We start from the raw sequence: 16,028 nt of genomic DNA on the forward strand, positions 1-16,028 counted from the left end.
AGGAGGCGGTATCACTTCGCGGGGGAATTTCTGGAACAACGAGATCGCCATAGACCTGGGCACGGCCAACACGCTGGTCTATATCCGGGGCAAGGGCATCGTGCTCAATGAGCCCTCCGTGGTGGCGATTGACCGCAATACCGGGAAAGTCAAGGCGGTGGGGATGGAAGCCAAGGCCATGCTGGGGCGCACTCCTGCCAGCATCACTGCCATCCGTCCCCTCAAAGACGGAGTCATTGCGGATTTCGAAGTCACCGAGGAGATGTTGCGCTATTTCATCAAGGCGGTCCTGAAGAGCCGCTTTTTCCCGGTCAAGCCCCGGGTGATCATCTGCGTGCCCTCCGGGATCACCGAGGTGGAGCGCCGCGCGGTGCGTGACAGCGCCGAGAGCGCGGGGGCCAAGGAGGTCTACCTGGTGGCCGAGCCGATGGCCGCGGCGATCGGGGTGGGCCTGCCGGTGGAGACCCCCTCGGGCAACATGATCATCGACATCGGCGGCGGCACCACCGAGATCGCGGTTATCGCCCTGAGCGGCATCGTGAGCAACACCTCGATCCGCGTGGGCGGCGATGAGTTGGATGAGGCCATCGTGCAGTTCCTGAAGAAGAACTACAACATCCTGATCGGCGACCAGACCGCGGAGCTGATCAAGATGACGATCGGCAGCGCCTATCCTCTGGGCGAGGAAAAGGAGATGGAGGTCAAGGGGCGGGACATTGTCTCGGGTATCCCCAAGACCGTGAAGATCCACTCCAGTGAGGTGCGCGAATCGCTGCAGGAACCGATCATGCAGATCGTGGAGGCGGTGCGCCTGGCCCTGGAGCGCACCCCACCGGAGCTGGCCAGCGACATCGTGGACCGGGGTATCGTGATGACCGGCGGCGGCTCGCTGCTCAAGGGGCTGGACCAGCTCCTGCGCGAGGAGACCAATCTGCCGATCAACGTGGATGAGGAACCGCTGACGTGCGTGGTTCGGGGGACGGGGCGGATCCTCGAGGACCCCAGGAAATACTGGAACGTCCTGACCCAGAGCAAGTAAGACCGGCCCAACGGCTGTCCGGACAAAGTGGCTGGTGCGCACCGGGGTAAGGTGTTCCTCACTCCGGTGCGCACCAGTTTCCGGAGCTGCCGCTCCCCTTTCCGGCCACAGGCAGACCTTCGCCGGCGGGGAGCCTGATAAAACCTGGTTTTCTCGTACCCGGGTTGTGCACAACGCGCGCGGGGCGTTTACCCTTATCAAGACAAATCGGCCGGCATGTTCAAGTTCTTCCAGTTCCTCTGGGAATACAGGCAAAACCTCCTTTTCCTCCTGCTCGTCCTGCTTTCGCTGGCGGCTTTGTCCATGCCCAGCCGCGAGCGCTTCCAGATGGCCAGAAAGATCAACCGTTCCGTTCTCACTCCGTTCCAGATGGGCGCGGCCCAGGTGGACTACTACATGCACCTGAAACGGGAGAACGAGTCCCTGCGCAAGAGCAGTTTCCTTCTGGCCCTGGAGGTCTACCGTCTGGAGGAGGTCAAGCGACAGAACGAGCGCCTGGAAAGCCTGCTCGGTTTTATCCAGCGCGCCCCGGTCGAGTTCGTGGCCTGCCGGGTGGTGAGCGGCGGCCTGGGCGAGAAAGCCAACATCTTCGTGATCGACAAGGGCGCCGACCACGGGCTCACGGTCAACCTGCCGGTGCTGGTGCCCGAGGGCCTGGTGGGCAAGACCATCGAGGTGGACAAACGCTGGAGTGTGGTGCAGCTTTTCACACACCCGGATTTCCGGGTCAGCGTGAAGCCCTCGGGCAAGGAGGAGCGGATGATCGCCGGGGCCGGCCCGGGAGGGTCACTGTCGCTCTACAACATCCCGATCCGTTCCAGCCTGGAAACCGGAGACCTGATTGTCAGCTCCGGCATGGGCGGCATTTTTCCCAAGGGCATCCCGGTGGGACACGTGACCGAGCTCAAGCGCGAGGAGGAGCGCGGCATCCAGATGCGCGCCGAGTTGGAGCCGGTGGTCAACCTCGACCGTGTCTCCGAGGTGCTGGTGCTGGTCGACCGTAATTTCGTCTCCCCCGAGGGGGACTTGATGTTCGAGTCCGCCGACTCACTCACCAACCTCTGGAACGGCCAATGATGTCCCGGTTCAGGTTCATAGTTTTTCTGGTGCTGCTGTTTTTCATCCACCTCCTGTTCTACCAGTACCTGGCCAAGGGGAAAGTGTACCCGGACCTGTTCCTGGTGCTGGTGGTTTTCGCCGCCCTGCGCTGGGGCGCGGAGGCGGGCAGTCTCTCGGGCTTTCTCTGCGGCCTGGTGCAGGACTCGTTCAGCTATTCGTTCTTCGGGCTGCACGCCCTGAGCAAGACCGTGATCGGGTTCGTGATCGGCAAAAGCCGCCAGGCTTTTTACGGCAACAATATCCTGGTGCAGTTCAGCATCATTTTTGCCTCTAAATTCATCCACGACCTGATTTTCTATTCCATCTACCTTTCCCGGCAGAGCGGCAGTTTCTGGACCCAGCTGTTTGTCAACACGTCGCTCAACGCCCTGTACACCTGTGTTCTCGGGCTTCTGCTCTATCACATCCTGAACTTCAGATCGTAATTCAAGCGCGCAGAGAGATAGAGACGGTTAGCTGCGGCGGAGGCGGGCCAGTAAAGATGTCAATCCGGAGCCTTCAGGATGAGAGTGTTTCCGACCGGCTGAGGAAAGCCCAGGTGGCGCAGATTTTCTTCGTGCTGCCGTTCCTGCTGCTCATCTCGGTGTTTTTCCGTTACCAGGTGCTGCACACCAGCGAGTACCAGCTGCACTCCGAGGAGAACCGCCTGCGCCGGATCGAGCTACCGCCGCCGCGCGGGCTGATCCTTGACCGCAACGGCGCGGTGCTGGCCGAGAACATCCCCTCCTACTCGCTGGAAATCTACCCCTTGCCGGTGGATTCGATGACGATCCTGCTGCACCGTCTGGCCCCGCTGCTGGACCTCGACCCGGAGCAGCAGGACCAGTTGGCCGAGGATTTCAGCCGTCACCGCAACACGCCGCTCAAGGTTTCGGGGAATATCGACCAGAAAACCCTGGCCGTGGTGGAGGAGCACCGCAACGAACTGCCCAATATCCACCTGCGCTCGGACATGAAACGCCACTATGTGCTGGGTGAGGCCGTGGCCCATGTCCTGGGCTACGTGGGCGAGATCAACGACCGCGAGATGGAGCAGGATCGCTACAAGGACTACAGCATGGGCAGCCTGATCGGCCGCAGCGGGATCGAGGCCCAGTACGAGCCGGCGCTGCACGGCCGCCAGGGGATCAAGTTCGTGGAGGTTGACGCCCGCGGGCGCGAGCTGGGTCCGTTCCAGGACCGCCCGCCGCTTTTGCCCGAGCCGGGCCGGGACCTGCAACTGACCATCGACAGCCGTCTGCAGCAGGCCATGGCCTCGATCATGGACACGGTGGCGATCGGGGCGATGGTGGCGATGGACCCTAACAGCGGCGAGATACTGGCCATGGTCAGCCGGCCCTCGTTCGACCCGAACAACCTCTCGGCCGGCATCTCGGGCCGCGAGCTGCGGCAGCTTTTGTTCCACCCGAACAAGCCGTTCCTCAACCGCACGATCCAGGGGGTCTACCCCCCCGGCTCGACTTTCAAGGTGTTCACCGCCATGGTCGGGGCGGAGCTGGGCTACATCCATCCGGATTACTCCGGCCTGGAGGCGGTTTGCCGGGGCGGACTGCAGTATGGGCGGCGCTTTTTCAAGTGCTGGGAGCCGAGGGGGCACGGACGGGTGAACATCTTTTCGGCCATCGTCCTGTCCTGCGACACCTTTTTCTACCAGCTCGGCATCAAGATCGGTCTGGACAAGTTCTGCGAGATAGGACGTCAGAGCGGCATCTTCGACAAGACCGGCATCGACCTGCCCAACGAGGAGCACGGGCTGATCCCGGACGAGAGCTGGTACAACCGCACCCACGGCAAGGGCAACTGGGGGCCGGGCAACGTGCTGAACCTCTCGATCGGCCAGGGCGAGATATCGATGACTCCGCTGGAGATAGCTTCGCTCTACGCGGCTGTCGCCACCGGGGGCAGGCGCTACCGTCCGCACCTGGTGCGGGGTGACATCCAGCAGTTCCGTCTGCCCGACCTGATGTTCCAGCGCGAGAACATCCGGATGCTGATGGATCCGCTCTCCGGGGTGATCAACGACGAGAGCCGGGGCACCGCCCGCGGCAGCCGTCTCTGGGGCCACGAGCTGCACATGGGCGGCAAGACCGGCACGGCGCAGAACCCGCACGGCGAGGCCCACAGCCTGTTCGTGGGCATCTACCCGATGGAGGCCCCGGAAATAGTGGTCTCCATAGTGATCGAGTTCGGCGGGCACGGCTCGGCGGCGGCCCGGCTGGTGCGCGACCTGGTGCTGGAGTACATCCGGCTCAAGGAAATGGACAACCCGAAAGCCCTGGCCGCAACCGCACCGGCGACGTCCACCGCGCCCGAAACGCCGGCCGCGGCCTCCGGGCCGGACAAACCGTCCGCCGCCCCCGAAACAGTGGCTGCGCCCGCCGCCGCCACTGTCACGGACAGCCTCAACACAGGAACGCGATGAATGGACTGGCTTAAGAAATACGACTGGTTTCTGCTGAGCCTGGTGCTGGCCCTGACCCTCTCCGGGATAGCGATGATCTACAGCGCCGACCAGATCCAGACCACCCGCCTTTCCGGTGTGCTGCACCACCGTCGCCAGCTGCTCTGGCTGGTGGCCTCGATAGTGGTGCTGCTTATAACCAGCACGGTGAACCTGCGCACCGTGGAGTCGCTCTCCTACCCGATCTACGCCCTGGTCAACATCGGGCTGGTCATTCTCCTGCTCACGGCCAGCGGTGTGGAGCGCTGGATCGACATCCCCGGCACCACGATCAAGATACAGCCCTCGGAAATGGCCAAGATGAGCGTGATCCTGGCCCTGGCCGCTTATTTCGCCAACCGGAAGAAAAAGATCGAGGGCCTGAAGGACCTTATCGTGCCGATGATAATCATGGGCATCCCCGGGGTGCTCACCCTGCTGCAGCCCGACCTGGGCACTGCCATCGTGTTTTTCTTCATCTATTTCGGCATGCTCTACTGGGCAGGCCTGCGACCGATCTACCTGTTCCTTCTGCTCAGCCCGGTGATCAGTTTCTTCCTCGCCCTGGTCAGCCTGCTGGGCCAGATGACCCTGCCGCTCTGGGGTGTGTTCTTCGTCATTCTGGTGGCCTTGGTGTTCTACAACCGGATATTCCTGATGGACGCGCTGATAATCCTGACCGCCAACCTGGCCACCGGCATCCTCACCTCGCCGCTCTGGAACAGCCTCAAGCCCTACCAGCAGAACCGTATCCTGGTGTTTTTCCAGCCCGAGCGCGACCCCCAGGGCACAGGCTGGCAGATCATCCAGAGCAAGGTCTCTATCGGCTCGGGCGGACTTCTGGGCAAGGGCTACCTGGAAGGGACCCAGAAAAACCTGGCCTTCCTGCCGGCCCAGCACACGGATTTCATCTTCCCGCTGGTGGGAGAGGAATTCGGATTTATCGGCGTGGCCATAATTCTTGCGCTTTTTTTCCTGCTCGTGTACCGTATTGTCGAGCTGGCCCGGATAGCCGGCAGCAGCTACGCCAGCATGGCGGCTTTCGGGATCGCCAGTTTCCTGTTCGGCCACATCATAATCAACGTGGGCATGACCGTAGGCCTGATGCCCATTACCGGCCTGCCGCTGCCGCTGTTCAGCTACGGCGGCTCGTTCCTGATGACCTGCTATCTGGCGGTGGGCCTGTTGCAGCGTATCTACCTCGACCGGAGCGGACTGTAATGGAATCGCAGCCCACAGCCGCGGGCGGCGTGGATGTCTCGGTGCTCGTGCCGGTCTACAACGAGTCCGGGTCGCTGGCGGAGCTGCACGCGCGCCTGAGTGCGGTGCTGGAGGCCACGGGACGCTCGTTCGAGATTCTGTTCGTGGATGACGGGAGCACGGACGGCTCGGTGGCTATACTCGAAAAGTTAAGCCGTGCCGACCGCCGGGTGCGTCTGGTGCGGTTCCGCCGCAATTTCGGCAAGAGCGCGGCCCTGGAGGCCGGGTTCTCGCGCGTGCGCGGGGATCTGGTGTTCACCATGGACGCCGACCTGCAGGATGACCCGGATGAGATCCCCGCTTTCATCGCCAAGCTGGAGGAGGGCTTTGACCTGGTCTCGGGCTGGAAAGCCAAGCGCCACGACCCCCTGAGCAAGACCCTGCCCTCCAAGCTGTTCAACCGCGTGACCTCGCTGGTTAGCGGCCTGCGCCTGCACGATTTCAACTGCGGGTTCAAGCTCTACCGCGCCGAGGTGGTCCGCTCGCTGAGGGTTTACGGCGAGCTGCACCGCTACCTTCCCGCCCTGGCGCATTTCCAGGGCTGGCGCGTCACCGAGATCCCGGTGCGGCATCACGCCCGCCGCCACGGGGTGAGCAAGTTCGGCTCCAGCCGCCTGGTCAAGGGCTACCTGGACCTGATGACCGTGGTGTTCCTGAACCGCTACACCCGGCGGCCGCTGCACTTTTTCGGCACCCTTGGCTCCATTTTCTGCGCGGCCGGGTTCGGGATCGGCTGCTACTTTGTCTGGTACTGGCTGCTCAACCACAACATCGGGGGACGGGTGCCGCTGCTGCTGTTCGCCGTGTTCCTGATGCTGAGCGGAATCCAGCTCATCTCCACAGGCCTGATCGGCGAGATGCTGGCCGCGCGCAGCGACCGCGGCGAGCCCGCCTACCGTCTGGCCGGCGACAGTGACAACGAGAGCGACCGGATTTCAGACTGACAGCCCGCACTTTGCAACTCGTTTGCCTTTCTTGCGTTAAACAAGCACCAAGCCTGAAATAAATGACTGCCGTGCGGCAGCCCTGCCGTTTTCAGTCAGGTGTCCTCCCCGCCCGGCTATTTCTGTCGAGAACTTCCGCCTCATCCTGTCCCGAACGCCGACCACCGGAGGCCACCATGCGCAGCAGTGTCAGCCGTCGGAGTTTCGTCCGCCAATCGCTCGCTTTCAGCGGGGCCTCGCTGGCCGCCGCAGGGCTGAGCCTGGAGCACACGGCCCTGCAGGCGGCCCAGGCCGCCGCGCCGGCCGCGGACAGCCCAAGGGTGACCGGCCTGCAGAAAGGCCGTCTGGGCAAGCTGGAAATCTCGCGTCTGCTCTGTGGAGGGAACCTGTTCAGTGGGTTCGCCCACAGCCGCGACCTGGTCTATGTCTCGGGACTGCTCAAGAACTATTTCACCCCCGAAAAGATCATGGACACGCTGCAGGTCGCCGAGGAGAACGGGATCAACGCCGCGGTGCTGCGCTGCGACGAGCAGATCGGCTCGGTGCTCGAGCGTTACCGCAAGGAGCGCGGCGGCAGGATACAGTGGATCGCCCAGACCTACCCCAAGCTGGACAACCTCTACGAGAACGTGCAGTACGCCATCGACCACGGCGCGGTGGCGGCTTTCCCACAGGGCGGGGTAGGCGACACATTTGTCACCGGCGGGCATGTGGATGAGCTGGGCAAGGTGCTCGAATTCATGAAGAAAAACGGCCTGGTAGCCGGGATCGGCTCGCACATGCTGGCCGTGACCGCCGCCGCCGAAAAGCACGGCCTCAACCCGGATTTCTATTTCAAGACCATCAACACCGCAGGCTACGAGACCCAGCCGCCGGCCGAGGTGGCGGCTTTCTTCCGCGAGATCGACAAGCCCTGGATCGCGTTCAAGGTGCTGGGCGCGGGCGCGGTGCTGCCGCAGGACGGGTTCAAGATGGCTTTCAGCCAGGGGGCCGATTTCATCAACGTGGGGATGTTCGATTTCCAGGTGAAAGAGGATATCGTGGCTGTGCGCGACCTTCTGGCGGGCAACCTCGACCGTCAGCGGCCCTGGTGCTCCTGAGACGGGTTGGGGTTCCGTCTGTCATTCACAGAGACACGGCGCGCCGCGGCTGAATCTGAACGTTTTGCTAAGGGAGCGTTCACAGCAGGTGAACGGCGGGTTAACATTCCCGGTCGTAAAACGCAATGTAAAAGGGGCACGGAAATTCCGTGCCCCTTCTCTTACGCACTATGCCTTACCGTTGTTCTTCCACCCACCTCTACTTCAAAACCACCATCTTGCGCGTGGCGCGGTACTCGCCGGCCTGGATACGGTAGAAATACACACCGCTCGAAACGCGCCGCCCGCCCTCATCCGTGCCGTCCCAGTTCACGCTGTACTGGCCCGGACCCTTGGTCTCGCGCACCAAGGTGCGCACCACCTGCCCGCGCAGGTTGTACACGCTTAGCTCCACCATCACCTGGGGCGAACTCTCCGGGATATTGTAGCTGATCGTGGTGGAGGGATTGAACGGGTTCGGCGAGTTCTGCGCCAGCCCGAACGCCTTGGGCAACTGGGCGCCGCTGCTGCTGAGGCCCAGGTCGGCGTAGGCCTGGTCCAGCATCTGCTGGGCCATGCCGCCGCCCTCGGCGCTCACGCCGTCGAGAGTCTTCAGGTCGGCGTTGCGCGGGGTGTGCAACACCGAGCCGTCTGGAAACATTAGGTCTATCTTGTCGCCGTTGGCCCGGATGCTGTAGCCCTGGGCCGAATTTTCCTGGTTCTGTGCGGCTTTGGCCTGCACCGCCGAAAGGCCCAAAAACAGAGCCACAGCCAGGAGAGCCAGACTTCTCAGTATTCTCACGGGGGCCTCCCTTTGCCAGCGTTAACGACGGAAACGTTTTCTATCCTGTTGATAGCAAATTACATACCAGATCAGGATTGTTTTCCGGTCATCACGCTGGCGCGCCTGCCAGCTCTGGCTCCGCGGCGATTCAGGCCCTCCGTTCATAGATTTTTTTTGTTAACCGAACGCCTTTTTTGCTGCAAAGTGGTACCATATGAGTCACTGTTTCTCCGGGAAATCGGAGTCGCCGAACACCTCCGCGCTGAAAATCTCCAGCTTGGTCCCCTCCTGCTTCCAGGCATCCGGCGGCAGGCCAGCCTTGCGGCAGGTCTGGGCCAGGAAAGTGGCGCGGTCCCAGCCGAACTCGACCGGCACCTGCGGCAGGAGCAGCCCCTGATAGCCCCCGCGCCGCACAATCAGGCCGTCCCGCCCCACCTGCACCTCGTTCGGGTCGGTCAGGGGACGGATCGGGCTGAGGACGGAGATTTCGTAGTCCAGCTCCGGCAGCTCGTCCTTGGTCACAGCCGAGAAACGCGGGTCGTGCAGGGCTGCCGCCTCGGCCATCTCGCGCACAGTCTCCACCAGCGGCTTGACCGCGATAATATAGCCGATGCAGCCGCGCAGCTCACCGTGCTTTTTCAGGGTGACAAACGCCCCCCGTTTCTCGCCCAGGACCGGCGTAATTGCCTGGCAATCCGGCTTTTGCCCCCCGGCCACGCAGTACCGGACAGTTTGATGCGCCAGATTGAGCAGGTATTTTTTCTCTTTGTCGTCGAGGCCCATTTTTTCCCCGGAGGTTTTAGTTTTCTCGGTCTGAGCGGCCAGTGTGTCGTCCTGACTGTACAGCCTTGCGGCAAGGTAGCCCACTACGCGGTCGCGGTCACCGGTGGCGTCCCCGGAATTGGCGCTGGTCAGCACCTGGGAGCGGTCGGCCCCCAGGGCGCGGGCGGCCTGCATCACCGCGGCTATCGGCCCGCCGCCGCAGGCCTCGGCCTCGCCCGCGGCCAGCTCGCGCAGAAGACCCTCCGGGTCGAACCGCTCCACGCAGTCCGCGGTGCGGCTGTCGATGCTCCGGGCCTGCTGATCGGTGTGGAAATGGGACAAATCACTACTCGCCACCAGGAGCACGTCCTTGCGGTTACCGACTGCCTTGGCCAGGGCCGCCCCCAGGGCCTTGCAATGCTCGGGACGCTGCGAGCCCATGACCACCGGGACCAGACGGAACTTGCCCAGCACGGTCTGCAGGAAAGGAAGCTGCACCTCCAGGGAGTGCTCGCCCATCCGGCCGGAGTTGTAGTGGCCCTCACGGCCGCAGTGCACCGAGGGCGCACCCGCTGCGACCAGACGGTCGGCCAGGGCGGTGTCTATCGGCGCCACCCCCAGCGGAGTGCTGTAGGCTCCCCGGCAGAGCACCGAGCTGAACTCGAAATACTCCTGGTGCGAGGGTGAGACCACAATCACCGTGGCGTAGTCGAAGCCCTCAAGCTGACGGTAGGCGGCGGCGGCCACCAGGCCGGAGTAGACATACCCGGCGTGCGGGCAGACAACGGCCAGGGGGCGCACCCGCGGCATGGCGGGCCGCGAGTGAGCCAGGAGCTGCTCCAGCATGCCGGCCAGCTCGGAGGAATCAGCCGGGTAGAACGCGCCCGTCACCGCCGGGGGACGGACCTCCCCCTGGGCGGAAGGCGGGGCGGCGGAGCAGGCCGCGGCCCCCAGCCACAGTGTGAGCGTGCACCAAAGAAACATCTTTTTCATGTCCAGACTCCGGCAACAGGTTTACCGCAAGCCTTACAGGAACCGCTCTTGAGCGCCACCTCCAACACCGTGTAGCCCACCCGGCGCACCACAACCGCGCCGCAGGAGGGGCAGCGGGTGGATTCCGAGGGGTGGCCGGGCACGTTGCCCAGGTAGACGAAGTGCAGCCCGGCCTTGCGCCCCAGCTCCAGGGCGCGCTCCAGCGAGGCCACCGGAGTGGAGGGCAGGCGGGTCAGACGGTACATCGGGTGGAAACGGGTGAAATGCAGCGGCACATCCGGCCCCAGCTCCCGGGCGACCCAGTCGCACAGCTCGGCGATCTCAGCCTCGCCGTCGTTCAGCGTGGGCACCATCAGATAGACTATCTCCAGCCATTTTCCCTGCGCGTGGATCAGCTTGAGCGAGTCGAGCACCGGGGCCAGCTCACCCGAGCAGACTTCCTTATAGTATTTCTCGCGGAACGATTTGAGGTCCACCTTGATCGCATCCAGCGCGCCGCAAAGCTGCACGAGCGGCTTCTCCTGGATGTAGCCGTTCGAGACCATCACCGCCCGCAGGCCTTTCTCGCGGGCAGCCAGGGCGGTGTCGTACATGTACTCGTAGAACACCACCGGCTCGCTGTAGGTGAAAGCCACAGTGCGCGCCCGGCTTTGCGCGGCCGAGGCTGCGGCATCGCGCGGCGGCAGACTGTAGACATCCACCTGCTCGGGGCGGGTCTGGCTGATCTCCCAGTTCTGGCAGAACGCGCAGTCCACGTTGCATCCGGCCGTGGCCAGGGAAAAGGCGTTTGAGCCGGGCAGGAAATGGAAGAACGGCTTTTTTTCGATGGGGTCCACGTTCACCGCGCAGGCTGCGCCCCAGACCCGGGTGACATACTTGCCGCCCTTGTTCTCGCGCACTCCGCAATAGCCGCGCTCCAGGTCATCCACCCGGCACTTGCGCGGGCAGAGCTGGCACTGCACGCGCTGGCTTTCGGCCGGGTCCCAGAACATGGCCTCGTGGTCCGGGATATCGGCCCCGGACAGGCGTGCTTGCGCCCGGGCCGGAGCGGCCAGCCCCGAGGCGGCCACGGCGGCCAGGCAGCCGCCGCAGGAACGTAGGAAATCACGACGGTCGAGCCGCACAGCGCAGCCCTCCATTCTTTATCTCGAATAATTCAGAATACCCTCTTCAATCCATCACGGCGATGACTCAGTTAAGGCCCGTCTATGCCGTTTTTCCCGTAGGGGCAGGCCCCTGTGCCTGCCCCGTTCTGTCCGGACGGCCACGGGGGGCCGCCCCTACGTGTATCGGCCGGTTCCGGAATGTCAGACTTGGCGGCCGCACCGCGCAAGACATCGAACCGGCCTCAATCCAGCACGCTCTCGCGGATACTGGACAGGTCGCTTTCGCCCAGGTTATGGCTGCTGTCCCCGGCGGTGATAATGTAGCTGGGCTCGCGTCCGGCCTGGGCCAGGCTCATCATCCTGGCGGCCTTGCGCCGCTCCTCCACCATGCGCCAACCCACCCGGTCCAGGGCCACCGGGTCGGCCGCGGCAAGTATCAGCCCGGCGGGCCAGCTCCACTGGGGACGGTAGGCCGGGCCGCCCTCGTACTGCGCGGTGAACGCCTCGCAAATCGTGAGCACGGTCTTGCCGCGCAGGGGCGGCGCGCAGTTGAGGTCGGCCACGAACGGGTCGCCACGGTTGGGGTGGTACTTGTTCGGGTTGTGCACCGCGCCGTAGAGGTTTTTCAGCCCCACCGAAACGCCCACGATGCCGTGGTCCTTGAGTACGGGAAGATTGATCAGCGTGTCGCAGGTCTCGGTCACTGTGCGTGAAAAAAGGCTGCCCACCGTGCCCTGGACTATAAGCTCCGGGCTGTAGCCCGCGCTGTCGTTGCCCAGGCACTGGACCTTGCCGCTGCGGACTATCTCGAACCCGGCGTGGGTCAGGTCGCGGTCGGAGCGCTCCCAGATCACTATTTTCTGCAGGCCTGGCAGGTTGTCAACCAGTTGCGCGGCCAGGGCGTGCACGAACTGGGGCGAGCTGCACACCCCATGCCCCGCCAGGCAGTTGGGCTTGAGCCCCACCACCCGCGCCTTTCCCAGGAACGCGGCCCAGGCCTCCCTTAGGCTGCCCTTGCCGCTCAGATGGCAGATCGCCCGCTCGATCATCGCGGAGGCGGTCTTTTCATCCGGGGCCACGCCAAGGCTGCTGAAAACCTTGTCCCGCACCGTGACCACCTGCCCGCGCAGGCCGGTCGCTGTGCCTTGTGCGGCTACGGCCGGGCTGGATTTCAGGCTCAGGGCCAAAGTCAGCGGCCCGGCCACGAGGAAACGCCGTCTGTCCATATTTATCTTCAAGCCTCGGGGCTTGCCTTGCGGTAAAATATCCCCGCGGTGTAGCCCACCACGTGATTGTAGTCCCCGCTGCGCTCGCCGCTGGTGGCGTAGCTCAGATCCTCGCCCGAGTCGGCGCCCAGGCCGCGGGCTGCGATCATGGCCGCGATCAGGGGCCCGGCCCCGCAGGCCTCGGCCCGGCTGCCCCGGATGTCGAGGAACAGGCCGTCCGGATCGAACGCGTTGATCCGCTCGACCACCAAGCTGTCCAGGCACTCGGCCCGCTGCTGGCTGTGGTAATGGGACAGGTCGGTGCTGGCCACGACCAGCGCGCGCCGCCCGGCCAGGGCATTCATCAGCGCCCCGGCCAGGCACTGGCAGGAATCCTGGTCCTGCGAGCCCATCACCACCGGCAGGATGTTGAACGGCCCCTCCAGCACCACCTGCAGGAACGGCAACTGCACCTCCAGGGCGTGCTCGCCCCCCAGGTGCCCCACCGCGGCCACCCGCACCCGGCCGTTCTCCATTTTCTCCAGGATTTCAACAGCCTCGCGGTCCACTGGCAGCTCGCCCAGCGGTGTGAGATACGACTTGCCGCCGAACACGCTGCTGTAGCCGAAAGACTCACGGTGGCTGGGCGAAATGACCGCCACTGTGTCGAAACCGCGGCCACGCACCTGCCTGTAGGCGAAAGCCGCCACCGGCGCGGAATAGATGTAGCCGGCGTGCGGGGCGACCAGGGCCAGGATGTCCAGGTTCGAGCGGTCCAGGTCCACCCGGTCCAGATAAGCGGTGATCTCGTTGCGGAGGCGGTCGGGATCGGCGGGATAGAACTGTCCGGCCACCACCGGTTTGCGTACCTCCAGGCCCATTCCCATACGGCGGACCTCCGGCTCTGTGGACGTAACTGACTGCTGAGGGGTGAGTTATTTCATGTTCAAGATAGAGGCCGTACAATGAAAACGCAAGGAGCAAGGCGCAGGTTGCGGAAACTCAGTCGAGTGGGCGCAACTTTTCCGGGGCCACGCGAGCCACCAGCGCACGGGCGGTGATAAGGGCCGGGTCGACAAGGTCCACGCCCTCCAGGCGCGCGGCGGGCAGGGCCAGGGGCAACTCGGTGCAACCCAGGATTATCACCGCCGCCCCTTTGGCTGCCAGGTGCGCCACCGCGGCGCGGCATTCCTCCACCGCCCGCTCGCTCACCGGGTTGGAGCGGGCCTTGATCCCCCACTCGCGGTCGTAGATCGCCCGCTGCCCCCGGACAATGAATTCCTCCTCCGGCAGGAGCAGCTCCGCGAGGCCCTCCGGGCCCTCAAGAAGGCGCTCGTAGACCCGGCAGCGGATTGTGCCCTCTGTGGCCAGAAGGCCCACCCGGGCGGCGCGGCCGTAGCGCCCGCGGATGAAACGCCCGGTCTCGGCAAGCATGTCCACGAGCTCCAGGCGCAGGCCGGCCTGATCCATGCGCTCGCGCAGCGGTCCCATGATGGACGCCGCGTGGGCCGTGTTGCAGGCTATGGCGGCCACAGTCGCCCCCGCGGCCTCCAGGGCCCGGCAGGCCTCGAACAGCCCCCCGGCCGGGTTCTCCGCGCCGTGGCTCAGAAGGTACCCGGTGCGGTCCGGGATACGGCTCCCCGCCGAGAACAGGAGCACCTCAAGCTGGTCCTGGTCTGTGCCGTCGGTGAGCACGCTGTCGAACAGCTTGCGGTTGAGGTCCAGGCCGGCGTAGGGGCCCACCCCGCCCACGATTCCGATCACTTTGCGCCGCTCGGGCATATCAGTTCTCAACTATGGAGTTCCAGAATATCACCATCCGCCAGACGCTCCTCGCGGTTCACCATCTGACCCTCGTACTTGCCTTTGCTCCAGATACGGGCGAACTTGAGACTGGCGGCGATGTCGCGGTGCACGGCCTCGGCGAACTGGAGCACCGTGCTGCCAGCGGGCAGGACAAACGGCTCGGCCAGGTCGGGTTTGCCGCCCGGGGCCTTTGGGTAGACCCGGATCACGTTCAGGCTGTCGAATAGCGCCCGCCGCAAATTGTCCACCCCCTCGCCGGTCTCTGCGCTCAGCGGGTGCAGCGCCAGGCCGCTCTCATCCAGCTCTCGAAAGATTTCCAGGGTCTCCCGAGCTCCCGGCGCATCCAGCCTCAGCCCTGCGGCTAACATCGGGCGGGCCAGGACCTGCGGGTCGGATTCACTGCCCCGCAACGGGACAAGCTTTTTCGCCGCCATGTGCTCCAGACACCAGCCCGACTGGCTCAGCGGGTCGCCGGCCAGGTCCAGGCAGAGCAGCACCACATCCGCGGCCTTGAGCAGGTCCACCACCCAGTGCTCCTCGTACTCCTCGGACAGGGGCGGCATGTCCACAAGCTGGATACGGACATCCTCGAACTGCATCATCGCGGCCTGGGGCGCGCGCGTGGTGAACGGGTAGTCGGCCACCTCGGGCGTGGCGTTGGTCAGGGCGGCCACCAGGCTGCTCTTGCCGATGTTGGCCGGGCCGGCCAGGGCGATCTGTCCCGCGCCCTCCTTGCGCACCTTGAACGAGAAGGATTTCCTGCCCCGCGCGGCCGCCTCCTCCTGCTGCTGGCGCAGCCTGGAGAGCTTGTGCTTCAGGTCGGCCTGCATGCGCTCCGTGCCCTTGTGCTTGGGAATCAGGCGGAGCATTTCCTCCAGGCGGCGGACACGTTCCTCGTCGGTGGTGGCGTCCTTGAAGGCTTGTTCGGCTTCCAGATACTGGGGAGTGAGGTTTGCGGGCAAGCGGAAGTCTCTCCTTTCAGAGCGCGGCGTCCCGTCGTGAGCAGGCGGCGGACTCGATGCGGTCGAGGGTTTCCTCGCTCACACCACAGAAGCCGATCTGACGGCCTTTCTCGATGGAGTCGAAATGACGTCCGTGGTAGTCCGTGCCGCCGCTGGCCAGCAGCCCGAACTCCTGGCACAGGGCGTTGAGGTAATCCCGCACCGGCTGGTCGTGCTTGGGGGTCACCACCTCCAGGCCGTCCAGCCCCGCGGCCTTGAGCCGCAGAATCTCAGTCGGGTCGGCGCGCTGCGGATGGGCCCAGAACGCCACTCCCCCGGCACTGTGGATCAGCGCGACCGCCCCAGCGGCATCGGTGAACGGCCTTGTGCGGGCGAACTGACGGAAATAGTTCACCATGTAATCCGGGTCGCCGAAGATTTCCAGTATCTCCGGGCTGTCCCAGGCATAGGAACTCACCTCGCCGCGCACGTAGAGCATGTCGATCAGGTGGCTCATGTTGGGTACGCCCGCGCCGGTGCGGCGGGCCAG

15 protein-coding genes are annotated in these 16,028 nt (G+C 64.5%); 7 read left to right on the plus strand and 8 right to left on the minus strand.

Features of this window, described 5'->3' with window-relative positions; genetic code table 11:
* Positions 1-10: 10 nt before the first annotated feature.
* The 7 genes from LLH00_10905 (at position 11) to LLH00_10935 (ending at position 7,902) form a co-directional block, all read left to right on the plus strand.
* On the plus strand, positions 11-1,039 hold the full coding sequence (locus LLH00_10905; GenBank protein ID MCE5271778.1) for a rod shape-determining protein: 1,029 nt from the start codon (positions 11-13) through the stop codon (positions 1,037-1,039).
* 216 nt (positions 1,040-1,255) lie between these two features.
* A complete protein-coding gene (gene mreC, locus LLH00_10910; protein MCE5271779.1) occupies positions 1,256-2,116 on the plus strand; it encodes a rod shape-determining protein MreC in 861 nt (286 codons plus the stop codon).
* Positions 2,113-2,583 carry a rod shape-determining protein MreD gene (mreD, locus tag LLH00_10915; protein ID MCE5271780.1) on the plus strand — a complete coding sequence of 157 codons (471 nt, stop codon included), beginning with the start codon at positions 2,113-2,115 and terminating at the stop codon, positions 2,581-2,583. Before mreC ends, mreD begins: the two co-directional genes overlap by 4 nt.
* A gap of 56 nt (positions 2,584-2,639) precedes the next feature.
* Positions 2,640-4,580 (plus strand): penicillin-binding protein 2, encoded by a 1,941-nt coding sequence (gene mrdA / locus LLH00_10920; protein ID MCE5271781.1) that lies wholly within the window; start codon positions 2,640-2,642, stop codon positions 4,578-4,580.
* Positions 4,581-5,819: a rod shape-determining protein RodA gene (gene rodA, locus LLH00_10925; protein ID MCE5271782.1), complete on the plus strand. Its 1,239-nt coding sequence runs from the start codon at positions 4,581-4,583 to the stop codon at positions 5,817-5,819.
* Positions 5,819-6,802: a glycosyltransferase family 2 protein gene (locus LLH00_10930; protein ID MCE5271783.1), complete on the plus strand. Its 984-nt coding sequence runs from the start codon at positions 5,819-5,821 to the stop codon at positions 6,800-6,802. The genes rodA and LLH00_10930 overlap by 1 nt, the downstream gene beginning before the upstream one ends.
* A 176-nt stretch (positions 6,803-6,978) precedes the next feature.
* Positions 6,979-7,902 carry a hypothetical protein gene (locus tag LLH00_10935; GenBank protein ID MCE5271784.1) on the plus strand — a complete coding sequence of 308 codons (924 nt, stop codon included), beginning with the start codon at positions 6,979-6,981 and terminating at the stop codon, positions 7,900-7,902.
* Positions 7,903-8,101: 199 nt separating this feature from the next.
* Here the strand turns inward: LLH00_10935 and LLH00_10940 are convergent, their stop codons facing one another.
* The 8 genes from LLH00_10940 to LLH00_10975 all read right to left on the minus strand — a co-directional run.
* On the minus strand, positions 8,102-8,683 hold the full coding sequence (locus LLH00_10940; protein ID MCE5271785.1) for a T9SS type A sorting domain-containing protein: 582 nt from the start codon (positions 8,681-8,683) through the stop codon (positions 8,102-8,104).
* Between the two features lie 201 nt (positions 8,684-8,884).
* Positions 8,885-10,420 (minus strand): AmmeMemoRadiSam system protein B, encoded by a 1,536-nt coding sequence (gene amrB, locus LLH00_10945; protein MCE5271786.1) that lies wholly within the window; start codon positions 10,418-10,420, stop codon positions 8,885-8,887.
* Positions 10,417-11,559: an AmmeMemoRadiSam system radical SAM enzyme gene (amrS, locus tag LLH00_10950; GenBank protein MCE5271787.1), complete on the minus strand. Its 1,143-nt coding sequence runs from the start codon at positions 11,557-11,559 to the stop codon at positions 10,417-10,419. The genes amrB (LLH00_10945) and amrS overlap by 4 nt, the downstream gene beginning before the upstream one ends.
* A gap of 209 nt (positions 11,560-11,768) precedes the next feature.
* Positions 11,769-12,752, minus strand: coding sequence for a DUF362 domain-containing protein (locus LLH00_10955; protein MCE5271788.1), 984 nt, complete (start codon positions 12,750-12,752; stop codon positions 11,769-11,771).
* 8 nt (positions 12,753-12,760) lie between these two features.
* The gene (gene amrB / locus LLH00_10960) at positions 12,761-13,618 is read right to left on the minus strand and encodes an AmmeMemoRadiSam system protein B (protein ID MCE5271789.1); all 858 of its coding nucleotides are present in this window, start codon (positions 13,616-13,618) and stop codon (positions 12,761-12,763) included.
* Between the two features lie 115 nt (positions 13,619-13,733).
* Positions 13,734-14,525, minus strand: coding sequence for an amino acid racemase (locus LLH00_10965; GenBank protein ID MCE5271790.1), 792 nt, complete (start codon positions 14,523-14,525; stop codon positions 13,734-13,736).
* The gene (locus tag LLH00_10970; protein ID MCE5271791.1) at positions 14,522-15,499 is read right to left on the minus strand and encodes a 50S ribosome-binding GTPase; all 978 of its coding nucleotides are present in this window, start codon (positions 15,497-15,499) and stop codon (positions 14,522-14,524) included. Before LLH00_10970 ends, LLH00_10965 begins: the two co-directional genes overlap by 4 nt.
* A gap of 16 nt (positions 15,500-15,515) precedes the next feature.
* The coding region (locus LLH00_10975; protein MCE5271792.1) for a hypothetical protein at positions 15,516-16,028 on the minus strand (513 nt) is incomplete at its 5' end.

The organism is bacterium, from assembly GCA_021372515.1.
GTDB lineage: Bacteria > Gemmatimonadota > Glassbacteria > GWA2-58-10 > GWA2-58-10 > JAJFUG01.

Excerpts from the sequence above, each read along its gene's own strand:
- LLH00_10955 (MCE5271788.1), bottom strand. The coding sequence starts at position 12,752 with ATGGACAGACGGCGTTTCCTCGTGGCCGGGCCGCTGACTTTGGCCCTG.
- amrS (MCE5271787.1), bottom strand. The coding sequence starts at position 11,559 with ATGGAGGGCTGCGCTGTGCGGCTCGACCGTCGTGATTTCCTACGTTCC.
- rodA (MCE5271782.1), top strand. The coding sequence starts at position 4,581 with ATGGACTGGCTTAAGAAATACGACTGGTTTCTGCTGAGCCTGGTGCTG.
- amrB (MCE5271786.1), bottom strand. The coding sequence starts at position 10,420 with ATGAAAAAGATGTTTCTTTGGTGCACGCTCACACTGTGGCTGGGGGCC.
- mrdA (MCE5271781.1), top strand. The coding sequence starts at position 2,640 with ATGTCAATCCGGAGCCTTCAGGATGAGAGTGTTTCCGACCGGCTGAGG.
- amrB (MCE5271789.1), bottom strand. The coding sequence starts at position 13,618 with ATGGGAATGGGCCTGGAGGTACGCAAACCGGTGGTGGCCGGACAGTTC.
- mreD (MCE5271780.1), top strand. The coding sequence starts at position 2,113 with ATGATGTCCCGGTTCAGGTTCATAGTTTTTCTGGTGCTGCTGTTTTTC.
- mreC (MCE5271779.1), top strand. The coding sequence starts at position 1,256 with ATGTTCAAGTTCTTCCAGTTCCTCTGGGAATACAGGCAAAACCTCCTT.
- LLH00_10930 (MCE5271783.1), top strand. The coding sequence starts at position 5,819 with ATGGAATCGCAGCCCACAGCCGCGGGCGGCGTGGATGTCTCGGTGCTC.
- LLH00_10935 (MCE5271784.1), top strand. The coding sequence starts at position 6,979 with ATGCGCAGCAGTGTCAGCCGTCGGAGTTTCGTCCGCCAATCGCTCGCT.